At 64.2% G+C, this 14,495-nt stretch carries 13 protein-coding genes; 8 read left to right on the plus strand and 5 right to left on the minus strand.

What is annotated here, in order from left to right; translation table 11 throughout:
* The first annotated feature begins 12 nt into the window (after positions 1 to 12).
* The 3 genes from JNA92_RS20865 (at position 13) to JNA92_RS20875 (ending at position 1,778) form a co-directional block, all read left to right on the plus strand.
* A complete protein-coding gene (locus JNA92_RS20865) occupies positions 13 to 225 on the plus strand; it encodes a DUF1737 domain-containing protein (RefSeq protein ID WP_241806434.1) in 213 nt (70 codons plus the stop codon).
* Positions 226 to 332: 107 nt separating this feature from the next.
* Positions 333 to 1,019 (plus strand): type 1 glutamine amidotransferase domain-containing protein, encoded by a 687-nt coding sequence (locus JNA92_RS20870; protein WP_241806435.1) that lies wholly within the window; start codon positions 333 to 335, stop codon positions 1,017 to 1,019.
* A gap of 12 nt (positions 1,020 to 1,031) precedes the next feature.
* Positions 1,032 to 1,778, plus strand: coding sequence for an SDR family NAD(P)-dependent oxidoreductase (locus tag JNA92_RS20875; protein WP_241806436.1), 747 nt, complete (start codon positions 1,032 to 1,034; stop codon positions 1,776 to 1,778).
* Between the two features lie 96 nt (positions 1,779 to 1,874).
* Here JNA92_RS20875 and adhP read toward each other — a convergent pair whose 3' ends face one another.
* Positions 1,875 to 2,885, minus strand: a complete 1,011-nt coding sequence (adhP, locus tag JNA92_RS20880; RefSeq protein WP_241806437.1) for an alcohol dehydrogenase AdhP — start codon at positions 2,883 to 2,885, stop codon at positions 1,875 to 1,877.
* A gap of 172 nt (positions 2,886 to 3,057) precedes the next feature.
* Between adhP and JNA92_RS20885 the strand changes: the two genes are divergently transcribed.
* Positions 3,058 to 4,044, plus strand: a complete 987-nt coding sequence (locus tag JNA92_RS20885) for a 5'-nucleotidase (protein ID WP_241806438.1) — start codon at positions 3,058 to 3,060, stop codon at positions 4,042 to 4,044.
* Positions 4,045 to 4,145: 101 nt separating this feature from the next.
* Here the strand turns inward: JNA92_RS20885 and JNA92_RS20890 are convergent, their stop codons facing one another.
* Positions 4,146 to 5,060, minus strand: coding sequence for a LysR family transcriptional regulator (locus tag JNA92_RS20890; protein ID WP_241806439.1), 915 nt, complete (start codon positions 5,058 to 5,060; stop codon positions 4,146 to 4,148).
* A gap of 185 nt (positions 5,061 to 5,245) precedes the next feature.
* On the opposite strand from JNA92_RS20890, the gene JNA92_RS20895 reads away from it, so the two are divergent.
* Together JNA92_RS20895 and JNA92_RS20900 are read left to right on the plus strand one after the other, a co-directional pair.
* Positions 5,246 to 6,580: a nucleobase:cation symporter-2 family protein gene (locus tag JNA92_RS20895; RefSeq protein ID WP_241806440.1), complete on the plus strand. Its 1,335-nt coding sequence runs from the start codon at positions 5,246 to 5,248 to the stop codon at positions 6,578 to 6,580.
* A 33-nt stretch (positions 6,581 to 6,613) separates the two neighbouring features.
* Entirely contained in the window at positions 6,614 to 7,123 is a 510-nt protein-coding gene (locus JNA92_RS20900) for a nucleoside deaminase (RefSeq protein ID WP_241806441.1), read from the plus strand.
* An 80-nt stretch (positions 7,124 to 7,203) separates the two neighbouring features.
* On the opposite strand, the gene mhpT is transcribed toward JNA92_RS20900, so the two are convergent.
* Positions 7,204 to 8,409 (minus strand): 3-(3-hydroxy-phenyl)propionate transporter MhpT, encoded by a 1,206-nt coding sequence (gene mhpT / locus JNA92_RS20905; RefSeq protein WP_241806442.1) that lies wholly within the window; start codon positions 8,407 to 8,409, stop codon positions 7,204 to 7,206.
* Positions 8,410 to 8,445: 36 nt separating this feature from the next.
* Positions 8,446 to 9,837, minus strand: coding sequence for an alginate export family protein (locus JNA92_RS20910; RefSeq protein ID WP_241806443.1), 1,392 nt, complete (start codon positions 9,835 to 9,837; stop codon positions 8,446 to 8,448).
* Between the two features lie 250 nt (positions 9,838 to 10,087).
* Here JNA92_RS20910 and JNA92_RS20915 point away from each other — a divergent pair, with 250 nt between their 5' ends.
* Positions 10,088 to 11,758 (plus strand): arylsulfatase, encoded by a 1,671-nt coding sequence (locus JNA92_RS20915; protein ID WP_241806444.1) that lies wholly within the window; start codon positions 10,088 to 10,090, stop codon positions 11,756 to 11,758.
* Positions 11,755 to 12,765: a formylglycine-generating enzyme family protein gene (locus JNA92_RS20920; protein WP_241806445.1), complete on the plus strand. Its 1,011-nt coding sequence runs from the start codon at positions 11,755 to 11,757 to the stop codon at positions 12,763 to 12,765. The genes JNA92_RS20915 and JNA92_RS20920 overlap by 4 nt, the downstream gene beginning before the upstream one ends.
* Here JNA92_RS20920 and JNA92_RS20925 read toward each other — a convergent pair.
* Positions 12,746 to 14,485 (minus strand): acyl-CoA dehydrogenase family protein, encoded by a 1,740-nt coding sequence (locus JNA92_RS20925; RefSeq protein ID WP_241806446.1) that lies wholly within the window; start codon positions 14,483 to 14,485, stop codon positions 12,746 to 12,748. The genes JNA92_RS20920 and JNA92_RS20925 overlap by 20 nt on opposite strands.
* Between the last annotated feature and the right edge of the window lie 10 nt (positions 14,486 to 14,495).

The following is a 14,495-nucleotide window of genomic DNA, read 5'->3' on the forward strand; positions in this document are numbered from 1 at the left end:
AAGGAACTCGACATGCAAGCATCCCCTCCCAATGACCTCCCCCGCTACCGGCTGATCACCGGCAAGGACGATGCTGCGTTCTGTCGCAGAATATCGGACATACTTGCCTTGGGGTATGAACTGCATGGTTCGCCAAGCCTTACCTATGACCCCCAGCAACAGTGCGTCATCGCAGGCCAGGCGGTGGTATGGCCGAGCGCCAAGGGCCAGCCTCAGCAGTGCTGACTACACCAGGCTGATGCCGGGCAGGGAACGTCTGCCCCGCTACGCCCTCCCACAGTAATGCAGGGCGAACGGCGCGCTGCCCATTCATGCTTGGAGAACTGGCTCAGATGAAAAAAATCCTGATGGTGCTGACATCCCACGATCAGTTGGGCGACACCGGCAAGAAAACCGGCTTCTGGCTGGAGGAGTTTGCCGCACCTTACTACGTGTTCATCGACGCCAACGCCGACGTCACCCTTGCCTCGCCCAAAGGCGGCCAGCCACCGCTGGACCCCAAAAGTGACGAGGACGATGCGCAAACCGACGCGACCCGGCGTTTTCGCAGTGACACCGAGGGGCAGATGGCACTGGCCGACACAGTACCGCTGAGCGAAATCGACCCTTATGACTTCGACGCCGTATTCTACCCCGGTGGCCATGGGCCGCTGTGGGACCTGGCCGAGGACACCGACTCCAAGACGCTGCTCGAAGCCTTCTATGCATCCAACAAGCCGATTGCCGCCGTGTGTCATGCACCGGGGGTGTTCAAGAATGTCAACGCGCCAGACGGCCACCCTGTGGTCAAGGGCAAGAAAGTGACCGGGTTCGCCAACAGCGAGGAAGATGCGGTCGGGCTGACTGATGTGGTGCCCTTTCTGGTCGAGGACATGCTCAAGCACAACGGCGGCGAGTACTCCAAAGGCCCCGACTGGGCAAGCCATGTGGTCGAGGACGGGCATCTGATCACTGGGCAGAACCCGGCATCGTCCGAAGCGGTGGCCAAGGCGCTGCTTAAGCGCCTGGCAGCCGAGTAGGCCCGCTGCACCATGAGGCTGAACGCACTCATCTGCGGCGCCAGCCAGGGCATCGGCCTGGCGCTTTGCGAACAGCTGCTGGCACGCGACGACGTGGCGCGGGTGTGGGCGGTGTCACGCCAGGCCAGGGGCAGCCAAGCCCTAGCCGCGCTCGCCGCTGCACATGGCGAGCGCCTGGTGCGTATCGATTGCGACGCCCGCAATGAGCAGGCCCTTGAAGCATTGGCCAGCGAGGTCAGCCGCATCTGCACGCACCTCGATCTGGTCATAAGTACCTTGGGCATTCTGCAGCGCGAAGGGGCCAAGGCGGAAAAGGCCCTGGCCCAACTCGACCTGGCGGGCCTGCAGGCCAGCTTCGCTACCAATGCGTTCGCACCGGTGCTGCTGCTCAAACACCTGCTGCCGCTGCTGCGCAAGCAGCCCTGCACCTTTGCCGCGCTTTCGGCCAGGGTCGGTTCCATCGGCGACAACCGCCTGGGCGGCTGGTACAGCTACCGCGCCAGCAAGGCCGCGTTGAACCAGCTGCTGCATACGGCCAGCATCGAACTCAAACGGCTCAACCCGGCCTCTACGGTGCTGGTGCTGCACCCCGGCACCACCGATACCCAGCTTTCCCAACCGTTTCAGGCGAATGTGCCCGCCGAACAATTGTTTGCACCTGCATTCGCTGCGCAGTGCATCCTGGAGCAGATTGGCCGGCTCGGGCCGGCGGACAGTGGCAGCTTCTGGGCGTGGGATGGTCAGCCGATCACCTGGTGACGTTGCCAAGGTGAAGCCGGGTGCATGGCGCAAGTGCTATGGCACTCGATCCAAGCAGTGCCGAAGACCCGCCCCATGCCCCTGACAGCGCACTGCTCAATCCGCGAAGTTGATCACCATGCGGCCCTTGATCTTGCCTTCCAGCATCTCTTCGAAAATAGCGTTGATGTCTTCGATCGGCCGCAACGTCACCTTCGGTACCACCTTGCCTTGCGCGGCAAACTCGAAGGCTTCAGCCAGGTCCTGGCGGGTACCGACCAATGAGCCGACCACTTCGATGCCATCGAGCACCAGGCGCGGAATGTCCAGGCTCATGGCCTCTGGCGGCAGCCCGACCGCCACCAGCCGGCCCCCGGCACGCAGCGCATCGACCGCAGAATTGAACGCGCTTTTCGACACCGCCGTCACCACCGCCGCCTGCGCGCCGCCGGTTTTCGCCTGGATGACTTTGGCTACATCCTCACTGCGCGCATTGACCACCAGGTCGGCGCCCATCTCACGGGCGAATGCCAGCTGTTCATCGTTCACGTCAATCGCTATGACCCGGGCGTTGAAGACATTCTTCGCATACTGCAGGGCCAGATTGCCCAGCCCGCCGAGGCCATAGACCGCAAGCCACTGCCCGGGGCGGATGTTGGACGATTTCACCGCCTTGTACGTGGTCACACCGGCGCAGGTGATGCTGCTGGCGGCAGCCGAGTCGAGCCCGTCAGGCACCTTCACCGCGTAGTCGGCCACCACGATGCACGCCTCGGCCATGCCGCCGTCGACGGTATAGCCCGAGTTCTTCACCTCACGGCACAACGTTTCGTTACCGCTGTTGCAGTACTCGCAGTGCCCACACCCTTGGAAGAACCACGCCACGCTGGCGCGGTCGCCCGGCTTGAGCGACGTGACGCCCGGGCCTACCTCCACCACCACGCCAATCCCTTCGTGGCCGAGGGTCACACCCGTCTTGTCACCGAAATCGCCATTCTTGACGTGCAGGTCGGTGTGGCACACGCCACAGCACTGCATCTTCAGCAACGCTTCACCGTGGGCAAGCGGGCGCAGGGTTTTCTCCACCACGTCCACGCGTTGCCCTTTGGCCACAACTGCAGCTTTCATGAATGCCTCCTTGATTACCTGAGTGAGCTTGAGTCGAAGCGTTCAGCATAGTGGTGGTTTGGCCGCAAAACTTGCTGCAGGTCAGGGTCTGTGACGATAGGTGGCCGGGTTTGCTAGGATTCGGCCTAGCCTGCTGACAAGGCGCCCCAGCTCCATCACCAGGAAGCCCGCCATGCCCTACCCCATCGAACAGAAACTCGTCGTCGGCGTCGCTTCCAGTGCACTGTTCGACCTGACCGTCTCGGACGATATCTATCAGGCAGATGGCGTGGAAGCCTACCGCCTGCACCAGGAGGCCAACCTTGACGTGCCCTTCCCCAAAGGTGTGGCATTCCCCTTTATCCGCCGCTTCCTGAGCATCAACAAAGCGTTCCCCGAGCAGTTGCCCGTAGAAGTGGTGCTGCTCTCGCGCAACTCACCCGAAACCGGCCTGCGGGTGTTCCGCTCCATCGCCCATTACGGCCTGGACATCACCCGCGCCGCGTTCATGTCCGGCCGCTCGCCCTACGAATACATCCCCGCCTTCAACGCCTCGCTGTTTCTAAGCGCCCACGAAGGGGACGTGCAGCGCGCCATCGACGCCGACTACCCCGCCGGCCTGGTGTTGCCGAGCAAGATCTACGATGACGAGATCGACACCGAATTACGGGTGGCTTTCGACTTCGACGGGGTGATCGCCGATGACGAAGCCGAAAGCGTGTACAAGCAGCGCCAGGATCTGACTGAGTTTCAGGCCCACGAGCACGCGCACAAGACGATTCCGCATCAGCCGGGGCCGTTGGCAGACCTGTATCGCAAACTTTCGCTGATCCGGACGCTGGAAGATCAGAAGTTGGTGCAGGACCCAACGTACAAACGCATTCTGCGCATCGCCATCGTCACCGCGCGCAATGCTCCGTCGCATGAACGTGTGGTGACTACCTTGAAAAACTGGGGCGTTTCGCCGGATGAATCGTTCTTTCTTGGGGGAATGGAGAAGAGTCGAGTGCTGTCGATTCTCAAACCGCACATGTTCTTTGATGACCAGCGCAGCCATCTGATGTCGGCGGCAGGGAATTTACCGATGGTCCATGTGCCGTTTGGGGTAGCCAACAAAAGGCTAGAGCGGCCCGCGAACGAGGCTGCCAAAACGACCACGGCACGCTTGAAGATGAGTTGAAAGCGCTCTTCAACCACTTCGATCGAACGCTCCGCTTACCACCTCGTGGATTCACCCCGGGTGGCAAGGCCAGCGCACCTGGCAGGCTCAGCACATGCCACCTACAACGTGGTAGGCATGCCGCGCCGGTCCAGCTCGAACACCTTGGTACGCTGCAGGCAATCGCGCAACCACAGGGCAGCCTTGCCCGGCCGGTGCTGCTGATGCCACAGCAGGTCCACGCCGACCAGCCAGTCGGTGTGCGGATAGGCCTGCAGTTGCAGCTCGATCAACTCCCCGGCGTCCAGCTCCCGCTGCACCAGCTGCCGTGGCAGGGTCGCCCACCCCAGGCCACCGCGCACCATCTCCACCAACGCCAGGTAGCTCTCGGCCTGCCAGAGCTGCGCAGTACGCAGGTATTCGCTGCTGGGCAGCTTTTGTGCGTGGGCGAAGAAGGCCAGCCGGCGGTGGGCGTGCAAGTCGGCGAAGGTGCAGGTTTGCAGTTGCGCCAGCGGGTGGGTGGCGTGGCAGACATGCGCCATGATCAATTTGCCCAGCTGCTGGAAGGCCAACGCAGGCGGGTAGCCCGGCTGGGAAAAGGCGATGCCCAGGTCTGCCTCACCTTTATGCACCATCTCGCTGACATCGCCGTGCACCGGGTGACGAATCAGCAAGTCGACGAAGGGAAAGGCCTGGTCGAACGCTTTGAACACCGGGATCAGTGACCCATACGGCACCTCGATGGCGAGCGTGAGCGCAGGCTCGGCCTGCTGGGCCAAGTTGTCGGCGCTGCCCTCCAGGGCGTAGCAACGCTCAAGGATGCCCTCGGCTCGCAGCAGCAGTTTATGCCCGGCGGCGGTCAGTGCCGGTATGCGGCTGCTACGGTCGAAAAGCGCCACGCCCAGGTCGGTTTCCAGGTTGGCGATTGCAGCGCTGACGGTGGACTGCGTACGCCCCAGGCGCCGCGCCGCTGCCGAAAACGAGCCCGCTTGTACCGCGGCAACGAACACCTGCAATTGCTCCAGCGAAAAACGCATCCTTACCCCCTGCCAACCCAGCGAACCATCGATGCTAACGATGGTTACTCATTTGTTCCATCGTTTGTTTCGCCGGATCATCAGCCTCAGCCACGCTTGCAGCTGCCCTGTTCAAACCCTGCGCAGCGTGTCACTCCAGGCGCCGATAACAACGAAAAGAGCCGCACCTTCAGGAGATTCACGCCATGAGCCCATGCAAGGTCCACGCTGTAGACGAAGTATTACCGCTGCGCCAACTGTTCACCTTTGGCCTGCAGCACGTACTGGTGATGTATGCCGGCGCGGTCGCGGTGCCGCTCATCCTCGGCAGCGCACTGGGCCTGACCCAGGCGCAGGTGGTGACGCTGATCAACGCCAACCTGTTCACCTCGGGTATCGCCACACTCATCCAGACCCTCGGTTTCTGGCGCTTCGGGGCGCGCCTGCCGTTGATCCAGGGCTGCTCGTTCATCGCGCTGGCACCGATGATCATGATCGGCAAGCAGTTCGGCCTGCAGGAGGTGTTTGGTGCGGTGATTGCCGCCGGCGCTATCACCATCGCCCTCGCGCCGCTGTTCAGCCGGCTGCTGCGCTTCTTCCCGCCGGTGGTGATCGGCAGCCTGATCACCATCATCGGTATTTCGCTGATGCCCGCAGCGGCCATCTGGCTGGGGGGCGGCGACCCGGGCGCGGCGGACTTCGGCGCCCCCGCCAACCTGTTGCTGGGCATCGCGACGGTGGCCATCACGCTGCTGATTCATGCACGCTTTTCAGGCTTTATCGGCAACCTCAGCGTGCTGCTCGGCCTGTTGGGCGGCAGCCTGTTGGCCGCAGCCTTCGGCATGACGCACTTCGGCAAAGTCAGCCAGGCCGCGTGGTTCGAGCTGAGCCCGCCCATGGCTTTCGGTGCGCCACAGTTCTCCACCACGCCAATCCTCATCATGGTGCTGGCCATGCTGGTGATCATGGCCGAAACCACCGGCAACTGCCTGGCCATCGGCAAACTGGTCGGCAAGCCCACAGACGCCACCACACTGGGCGACGCTTTCCGCGCAGACGGGCTATCGACGATGCTCGGCGGGCTGTTCAACAGTTTCCCGTACAACGCCTTCACCCAGAACACCGGGTTGATCGCGCTTTCCAACGTCAAGAGCCGCTTTGTGGTGGCCGCCGCCGGCGCAATCATGGTGCTGATGGGGCTGTTTCCGAAACTGGGCGCGCTGATCGCTGCCGTACCCACGCCGGTGCTGGGCGGCTGCGCCATCGTCATGTTCGGCATGACCACGGTGGCCGGGATCCAGGCGCTCTCCCGCGTACCGTTCGAAGGTACCCGCAACGGCATCATCGTTGCCGTTTCGATCAGCATCGGCGTATTGCCAATGTCCTTCCCCGGGCTGTTCCAGCACCTGAGCGGCCCGCTCAAGCTGGTGCTGGAGAGCGGTATTTTCCTCGGCGCGATCACGGCGATCACGCTCAATCTGCTGCTCAACAACACCAAGACCACTGACCCGGACCGCGCCGATGCCAGCGTGGCCAAGTGAGCCCTTTTACCCCTGCCGATCCCAGGAGCAACCATGACCACTCTCCACACACCTGCCGCCGCCGACCTGTCCGCCCTCGACCTGGACCTGCTACGCCAGTCGATGCGCCTGGCAGAGCAGGCCAAAGCACGCGGTCGTCACCCCTTTGCGGCCATTGTCGCCGATGCCCAAGGCCGGGTGATCGCCAGCGCTGGCAACAACTCCATGCCACCCGAAGGCGACCCCACCCAACACGCGGAACTGGTCGCCGCAGCCCTGGCTGCCAAAGCCCTGCCAGCCGAAGCACTGGCCAACTGCACGCTCTACACCAGCGCAGAACCCTGCTGCATGTGCGCCGGCGCCGTGTACTGGACCGGCATCGGCCGGGTGGTGTATGCGCTGTCGGAACATACGCTGCTCGAACTGACCGGGGACCACCCGGAAAACCCGACGTTTTCCTTGCCATGCCGCGAGGTGTTCGCCCGCGGCCAGCGTGAGATCGTCGTGCACGGCCCGCTGTTGGAGGACGAAGCCGCTGCGGCGCACAAAGGGTTCTGGAAATGAACATGGGCACTGACTGAGCCCAAGAAGCGCCAGGCAGGCTCATCGAGCTGCCTGGCAGCTTGAACCGGCTGCGGGCCGGCTCACTGCGGTTGGCGGTTACGCCTGGCCAGCAATGCGCGTGCCGCCACAGCAGCCACCACCAGCCCCGGTGAGGCTGCCAGCAGCAGCCCACCCACCCCCGTACCGGCGGCCAGAATCTGCCCCGCCGCCAACGGCCCGGCCATCGAACCCAAGCGCCCGATGGCTACCGAAGCCCCCACCCCCGTGGCCCGAACCTGAGTCGAATACAGGGTCGGCGCCAGTGCGTACAGCACCAGTTGGCCGCCGATGGCGCAATAGCCGGCAACGAAACCGGCCACCAGCATGAACGCAAAGCTCGTCGACAGGCCAAGCCCCGCCAGCGCTGCCAGCATGCCGATGTACGCGATGAACACTGCGCGCCGGGCATGCCCCTTGTCCATCATCCGCCCGGTCAGGAACGAGCCCGCCGCACCGCCGAGGTTGAACAGGATCTGTACCATGCCAGCCTGCGGGCGGCTGAAACCTTGCCCGATCAGCAACGACGGCAACCAGTTGAGCAGCATGTACAACACGGTAAGGGTAAAGAAGCACGCCACCCACAGCAGCAAGGTGCGGCTTGCATGCCCAGGCCCGAACAGCTGGGCCAGCATGCCTTGGCCGGCAATCCTTACACCGGTTTGCGCCCGAAACGCCTGGGACTCTTTCAGCCATACCACCAGCACCAGGGCGATGACGATCGGCGCGATACCGCCCACATAGAACACTACCCGCCAGTCTTCGCCCAGCGGCGCCATGCCGATGATCGAAGCGATGGCGCCGCCCAGGGGCACGCCACAATACGTGATGCTCACCGCGGTGCTGCGCAATTGCTCGGGCGCAGCCTCACTGGCCAGGGCAATGAGGATGGGCAACGCCGCCCCCAGCCCCAGCCCCGTCATCAGCCGTGCGACCAGCAGTGAGGCGTAGCTGTCGGCCAAGGCAGTACCGAGCGAAAAACCACCGAACAGCAGCACCGCGACAATCAGGATGTTCTTGCGGCCCAACCGGTCGGCGAGCCAACCACCGATGAAGGCGCCGGGCAACAACCCCAGCAGCCCTGCGCTGAACACCCAGCCAAGCATCGCCGGGGTCAGCGCGAACGCCTTGGCCATGTGCGGTGCGGCGATGCCGGTCGCCTGAAGGTCGAGGCCTTCGAGCAGTGCCACGAGAAAACACAGGCCGATGGTAAGCACCGGCTTGCTTGAGGACGAGGATGAATCACGCATGGGTAGGCCCTTTTGTTGTTATGCGTTGGGTTAGGATCAAAGCCTGAACGTGGCACGTAATGAGATGAACGAAGAATCTTCCCCACCGGCGTCCTTGATGGCGGAACTGACGTCGTAGTACTTCAGGTCGACGTCCAGGGTCAGATTGGGTGTCGCCAACCAACGGGTGTTGGCGCGGTAGATGGTGCCCACATGGCGCCCGGTGCCCCGGGTGTTGGCCAGCATGCTCATGCCAGGCATGTACACACCGTCTTCTGCACGCTGCTTCCACACCTCGAAGACGCCCGGCTCGAAGCGCAAGGTACGCCAGGGTGAAAAGCCCAACGTCGGCCCGACCACGATGAGGTTGCTCAAGGTGGTCAGGCTGGCCTCGCCATAAACGCCGTTGCGCGGGAACAGCGGGTCGAAGGTGTTGACCTTGCCATCGCCCAGTTCGCGGTCACCGCTGGCGGCGTCGATGCGCATGCCCAACCGCGGCTGCCAGGGGTGCGCGAAGGTGTAGCCGGTGTCGCTGGACAGTGCCCAGGCACGGATCGAGGCATTGCCCAGGTGGCCGGTCTGCCCGGCCAGGTTCCAGCTCCAGTCCAGGGCCTGCTGGCGGCCGAACAGCCGCGTGCCGAAGGTATAGCGCTGTTCATCGCCTGCTTCACCCGCCAGGCTGCGGTCATCGGTTTCCAGGCCGAAGGCGAACAGGTCGATGTTCCAGGCTGGCGTCAGCGGCAAGGTGCCGTACAGGCCATAGAACTTCACCGCATTGTTGCTGCCGTCGTCCCAGCTGTCCTCGCCGGTCTTGAGCGGCCGAAACGCGAAGGCATCGAGCTTGCGACCATCCTTGAGGTTGAGGCTGGCGCGCACGCCATCGAAGCTCAGGCGGATGTTGGGTGAGTCCCGGTAGGTGACCCACGCCTGGTCGCCAAGCCCCATCTCCTGGCGGCCAATGCGGGTGGTGTAGCGCCCTTGGGCAACGTCATGATTGAAGTCGACGAAGGCCTGGCGCACTTCATTGCGGCTTTCATCGTTGGGGGAGTACAGGTCCTTGCCGAAAGCCCGGGTGTTCTCCACCTGGACGAACGTGCGCACAGCATCATCGAACAGATGCAGGTCGGCGTGCGCCTGCAAGCGCTGCATCAGGTAGGAGTCGTCGTTCAACCCGCGCAAGCCGAAAAATGGCTTGTTGAATACATCGGCCCGGTAACGGGCTTCGGCCCCCAGCTGCAGCCAGGCCGACCCGGACAAGCGATGGTAGCGCACCCCATCGAATGGGTCGCTGGCCTTGGCCGGGGCATCCAGGAAGCGATAGTCCTCGACCCAGCGAGGCGCACCGGGCCGGCCTGGCCGGCTCTGTTCAAGCGGACTGGCCGCCTGCACGCATTGGCCTATGGAAAGCAGTACAACGGGCACCCACCACCGGTTCAACGGCCTGGTCATCAGAATTTCCCTTTACTTGTTTTTATGAAATTGGATAACTCTGTTAACGATTATTTTTGTTAACCATCTTGCCGTCAATAGGGGGATGCAAACTACCTGATATTGACCAAATCCAGCGTTCGTTTATCGAACGCTTTTTTCCAGGGCGCCTGCGCAGCCGCCGTTATGGCCGTTAACATGAGTGCTGCGGGCTCTCTACCTTGCGGGCACGCCGCCACGACCCCCAACAAAAAACAAAAAGAGCACTCTGATGAACTGCCTCAAATCCCTTGCCGCTCTCGGCCTGCTCATGCTTGGCACCAGCCAGGCCATGGCCACGCCAACCGTTAAACAACCAAACATTCTGCTGATTGTTGCCGATGACCTCGGCTTCTCTGACCTGTCGGCCCTGGGCAGCGAAATCCAGACGCCCAACCTGGACAAGTTGCTGACCGACGGCCGCCTGATGCTGGACTTCCACGCGGCGCCAAGCTGCTCCCCTACCCGCGCCATGCTGATGTCTGGCAACGACCCGCACCTGGCAGGGCTGGGCATGATGGCCGAAGCACGCAAGCGCTTGCCGGCCGGCGTTGCGGTGCGCGCCGGCTACGAAGGGGTACTGGGCAGCAACGTCGCGACCCTGGCAGAACTGCTGCACGATGCTGGCTACCGCACCTACATCTCCGGCAAATGGCACCTGGGCATGCAGCCTGCGCAGCAGCCCCAGAACCGGGGCTTCGACCAGGCCTACGTGCTGCTCGAAGGCGGCGCCGCGCATTTCAAGCAGGCCAACATGGCGCTGCAGCCGAACTACAGTTCGACCTTCCGCCACAATGGCGACCCCATCGAACTGCCTGACGACTTCTACTCCACCACCTGGTTCACCGACCGCCTCATCGCCGCCATCGACGATGGCAAGGCCAGCAACACACCTTTCTTTGCCTTTGCCGCCTACACCGCGCCGCACTGGCCCTTGCAGGCACCGGATAAATACCTGGCGCAATACCGCGGCCGCTACGACCAGGGCTATGAGGTGATTGCCCACGAGCGCCTGGCGCGCCAACGCAAGGCCGGGCTGGTGCCCGCAGACTTCCCCCTCGAGCCGCAACTGGAAGGTGTACCGGGCTGGGCCACGCTGAGCGAACAGCAACAACGGCAATCGGCGCGCACCATGGAGGTGTACGCGGCCATGGTGGCGGCCCTGGATGCCGAGGTCGGGCGCCTGGTCGATCACCTGCGCCAAACCGGCGAGCTGGACAACACACTGGTACTGTTCATGTCCGACAACGGGCCGGAAAATGCCACCCGCGTCGACCCCAACTGGATCAAGGAACACTTCGATAACCGCCTGGCCAACTACGGCCGGCGTGATTCGTTCCTGATGATCGGCTCGGCCTGGGCGCAAGTCAGTGCCCTGCCCAGCCGCCGCTACAAGATGACCACCTACCAGGGCGGCATCCGCGTGCCTGCCTTCGTTTACCACCCGGCCAGCATCAAGGCCGGACGCAGCGATGAGATGGCCAGTGTCAGGGACATCATGCCGACCCTGCTGCAACTGGCCGGCGCGCCGATGCCCGGCATCAGCTACCGCGACCGGGCCATCGTGCCGCCACAGGGCACCTCGGCGCTGGACTACCTGCAAGGCAAGGACACGCGGATCCACGCCCATGACGAAGCGCTGGGCTGGGAAATCAACGGCAGCGCCTCGCTGCGCAAGGGGCCGATGAAACTGCTGTGGGACGCCACCGACAGCACGCCGGCCTGGCACCTGTACGACCTGAGCAAAGACCCCGGCGAACACCATGACATCGCAGCTGCACACCCCCGGCAGGTGAGCGACCTGCTGCGCGACTGGAAGGCCTATGCCCAGCGCAGCAACATCGCCATCGACGCTGACGGGCGCCCCGCCAGCCCCGCCATGCCCCTGGCCAGCAAACCATGATGGCCCGGGTAGCCGGCTGCGCGCTGCTCGCCGCTGGCTTGCTCGCCGTGGCCTACGGCGCCTGGCCACACGCCCCGGCGCCGGTACTGCTGTGCGATGGCTATAGCGGCTTACCCGGCAGGCAAGATGGCATGGTGCACTTGCCGGGGGGCGCCTTCACCTTCGGCTCCGACCGTTTCTACGATGAAGAAGGCCCGCCACATGCGGCAAAGGTGTCGGGCTTCTGGGTCGACAGGCACCCGGTCACCAACGCCCAGTTCGCCCGGTTCGTGGCCGTTACCGGCTACCGTACCCAGGCCGAACGGGGCATCAGCACCGAGGCGGACCCCACCCTGCCCGACACGCTGCGCGTGCCGGGCGCTATGGTGTTCCAGCAAGGGCCGAAGGTGCTCGCTCCCGGCTGGCAGTTCGTGCCGGGGGCCAGCTGGCGACACCCGCAAGGCCCTGGCAGTGACCTGGCAGGGCTGGAAAACCACCCGGTGGTGCAAGTGACACTGGAAGATGCCCAGGCCTACGCGCGCTGGGCGGGCCGTGCACTGCCCAGCGAAGCGCAACTGGAATACGCCATGCGTGGCGGGCTGGACGATGCCGACTTCAGTTGGGGCAAGACTGAACTGCCCAAGGGCAAGCTGATGGCCAACACCTGGCAGGGCCAGTTCCCCTACAACAACACGGCCGCCGACGGCTTCAGCGGTACTTCACCGGTGGGCTGCTTCCCGGCCAACCGGTTTGGTGTGTTCGATGCAGGGGGCAATGTCTGGGAGCTGACCCGCACCGGCTACCGCCCGGGCCACGATGCGCGACGCGACGCGGCCCTCGACCCGCCCGGCCCCGCCTTGAGCGAAAGCTACGACCCGGCCGAACCCGGCGTACCGGTGGTGGTGATCAAAGGCGGATCGCACCTGTGTTCAGCGGACCTGTGCATGCGTTACCGGCCCTCGGCGCGCCAGCCCCAGCCGGTCTTTATCGCGACTTCGCACGTGGGGTTCAGAACGGTTCGGCAATGAAAGGCAATGGGCAGGCGGCCGCCTCGACAGCGGCCACTTGCCGGTCGAAGTCAGGCAGCAGGTAGCTGAAAAAGAAGGTGGCGCTTTCATGCTTCTCACGCCGTAGCGGCGCCTCGGCCGGCAACGTGTCGAGGCAGCGTACGGTGCGGGCCCAGGCAAAGGCCTGCAGCGCCGTGGCGCACACCTGCAGGAAGGCCCCCGCCGCGCGATAGGGGTATTCCACGTTGTGCGCCGCACTGCGCTCAAGCGTGGCAACCAGCCCTTGCAACCGGTCGCAGATCACGCCGAGTGCCTCGGCCGCCGCGCCCGGGGCAGCAACAGCCTCCGCGCGCAGCTCGCCCAGCAGCAGCGCGAAACCTTCACCGCCATCGCCCAGCACTTTGCGCAACAACAGATCGTTGGCCTGAATTTCGTTGGTGCCTTCGTAGATCATCGCAATCCGGCTGTCGCGCAGCACCTGCTCGATGGCGAACTCGCAGGTGTAGCCGTAACCGCCAAACACCTGCAGCGCTTTGCTCGACAGGCTGAAACCGTAATCAGTGAACGCTGCCTTGACGATGGGCGTCAGCAACGCCGCCAGCGTCGCCGCTTTGGCGCGCAGCGCAGGGTCGGCAGAGGCGTCGGCCACATCCAGCCAGTGCGCCGTCCAGTAGCCCAAAGTGCGCATGCCTTCGCTACGCACCCGCAACTCCAGCAGCGCAAGGCGCATGGCAGGGTGCAGGTGAATGGGGTCGGCAGCAGCCCCCGGCCAATGCCCGGGGGCGCGCATCTGGCGACGCTCCCGTGCGTAGTCACGGGCCAGTTGCCAGGCCGCTTCGGCGTGCCCCAACCCTTGCAGGCCAACCTGCAGCCTGGCCGAATTCATCATCACGAACATGGCCGCCAGGCCACCGTGGGCCTGCCCGACCAGCCAGCCTCTGGCACCCTCGAAGCGCAGCGCACAGGTGGCGCTACCGCGAATGCCCAGCTTGTGCTCCAGGCCATCGCACTGCACACCATTGCCCACACCACCTTCCAGGCCGTTGGGTACCAGCAGCAATGACAGCCCGCGGCTGCCTGCCGGGGCGTCGGGCAAACGCGCCAGCACCAGGTGCAGGATGTCGCGGGTCAGGTCGTGGTCGCCGCCGGAAATGAACAGCTTGTTGCCGGTAACGGCGTAGCTGCCATCGCCCAGCGGTTCGGCACGGCAGCGCAGCAAGGCAAGGTCACTGCCAGCCTGTGGCTCGGTCAGGCACATGGTCGGCAGGCTTGCGCCGCTGACGATTCCGGGCAGGTAACGCGCCTGCAATTGGGCGCTGCCATGAGCCTTCAGGCACAGGTAGGCGCCATGGGCGATGCCGGTGTACATGGCCCAGCCATGGTTGCTGGCAAAGAGCATTTCCTGAACGGCCGCATCCAGTACCAATGGCAAGCCCTGGCCGCCGAACCGGGGCTCGCAGGCCAGCGCCGGCCAGCCGCCGTCCACGTAGGCCCGATAGGCTGCGGCAAAGCCGTCCGGCGTGCGCACCCGGCCCTGCTCCAGGCGGCAGCCCTGGCGGTCGCCGGAAGCATTCAGCGGCGCCAGAACCTGTTCGCTGAAACGGGCGGCCTCCTGCAGCACCTGCAGGGCCAGTTCCAGATCGACGTCGGCGTAGGCCGGCAGGTGCTGCCAGGCCTGGTCGGCCCTGAGCCAATGCTCAAGCACGAATTGCATGTCTTGCAGGGGAGCCTTCCAGGCCATGGGCGTCCTC

Source organism: Pseudomonas putida (assembly GCF_022627325.1).
Classification (GTDB): Bacteria; Pseudomonadota; Gammaproteobacteria; order Pseudomonadales; family Pseudomonadaceae; genus Aquipseudomonas; species Aquipseudomonas putida_X.

Excerpts from the sequence above, each read along its gene's own strand:
- JNA92_RS20865 (WP_241806434.1), top strand. The coding sequence starts at position 13 with ATGCAAGCATCCCCTCCCAATGACCTCCCCCGCTACCGGCTGATCACC.
- JNA92_RS20870 (WP_241806435.1), top strand. The coding sequence starts at position 333 with ATGAAAAAAATCCTGATGGTGCTGACATCCCACGATCAGTTGGGCGAC.
- JNA92_RS20875 (WP_241806436.1), top strand. The coding sequence starts at position 1,032 with ATGAGGCTGAACGCACTCATCTGCGGCGCCAGCCAGGGCATCGGCCTG.
- adhP (WP_241806437.1), bottom strand. The coding sequence starts at position 2,885 with ATGAAAGCTGCAGTTGTGGCCAAAGGGCAACGCGTGGACGTGGTGGAG.
- JNA92_RS20885 (WP_241806438.1), top strand. The coding sequence starts at position 3,058 with ATGCCCTACCCCATCGAACAGAAACTCGTCGTCGGCGTCGCTTCCAGT.
- JNA92_RS20890 (WP_241806439.1), bottom strand. The coding sequence starts at position 5,060 with ATGCGTTTTTCGCTGGAGCAATTGCAGGTGTTCGTTGCCGCGGTACAA.
- JNA92_RS20895 (WP_241806440.1), top strand. The coding sequence starts at position 5,246 with ATGAGCCCATGCAAGGTCCACGCTGTAGACGAAGTATTACCGCTGCGC.
- JNA92_RS20900 (WP_241806441.1), top strand. The coding sequence starts at position 6,614 with ATGACCACTCTCCACACACCTGCCGCCGCCGACCTGTCCGCCCTCGAC.
- mhpT (WP_241806442.1), bottom strand. The coding sequence starts at position 8,409 with ATGCGTGATTCATCCTCGTCCTCAAGCAAGCCGGTGCTTACCATCGGC.
- JNA92_RS20910 (WP_241806443.1), bottom strand. The coding sequence starts at position 9,837 with ATGACCAGGCCGTTGAACCGGTGGTGGGTGCCCGTTGTACTGCTTTCC.
- JNA92_RS20915 (WP_241806444.1), top strand. The coding sequence starts at position 10,088 with ATGAACTGCCTCAAATCCCTTGCCGCTCTCGGCCTGCTCATGCTTGGC.
- JNA92_RS20920 (WP_241806445.1), top strand. The coding sequence starts at position 11,755 with ATGATGGCCCGGGTAGCCGGCTGCGCGCTGCTCGCCGCTGGCTTGCTC.
- JNA92_RS20925 (WP_241806446.1), bottom strand. The coding sequence starts at position 14,485 with ATGGCCTGGAAGGCTCCCCTGCAAGACATGCAATTCGTGCTTGAGCAT.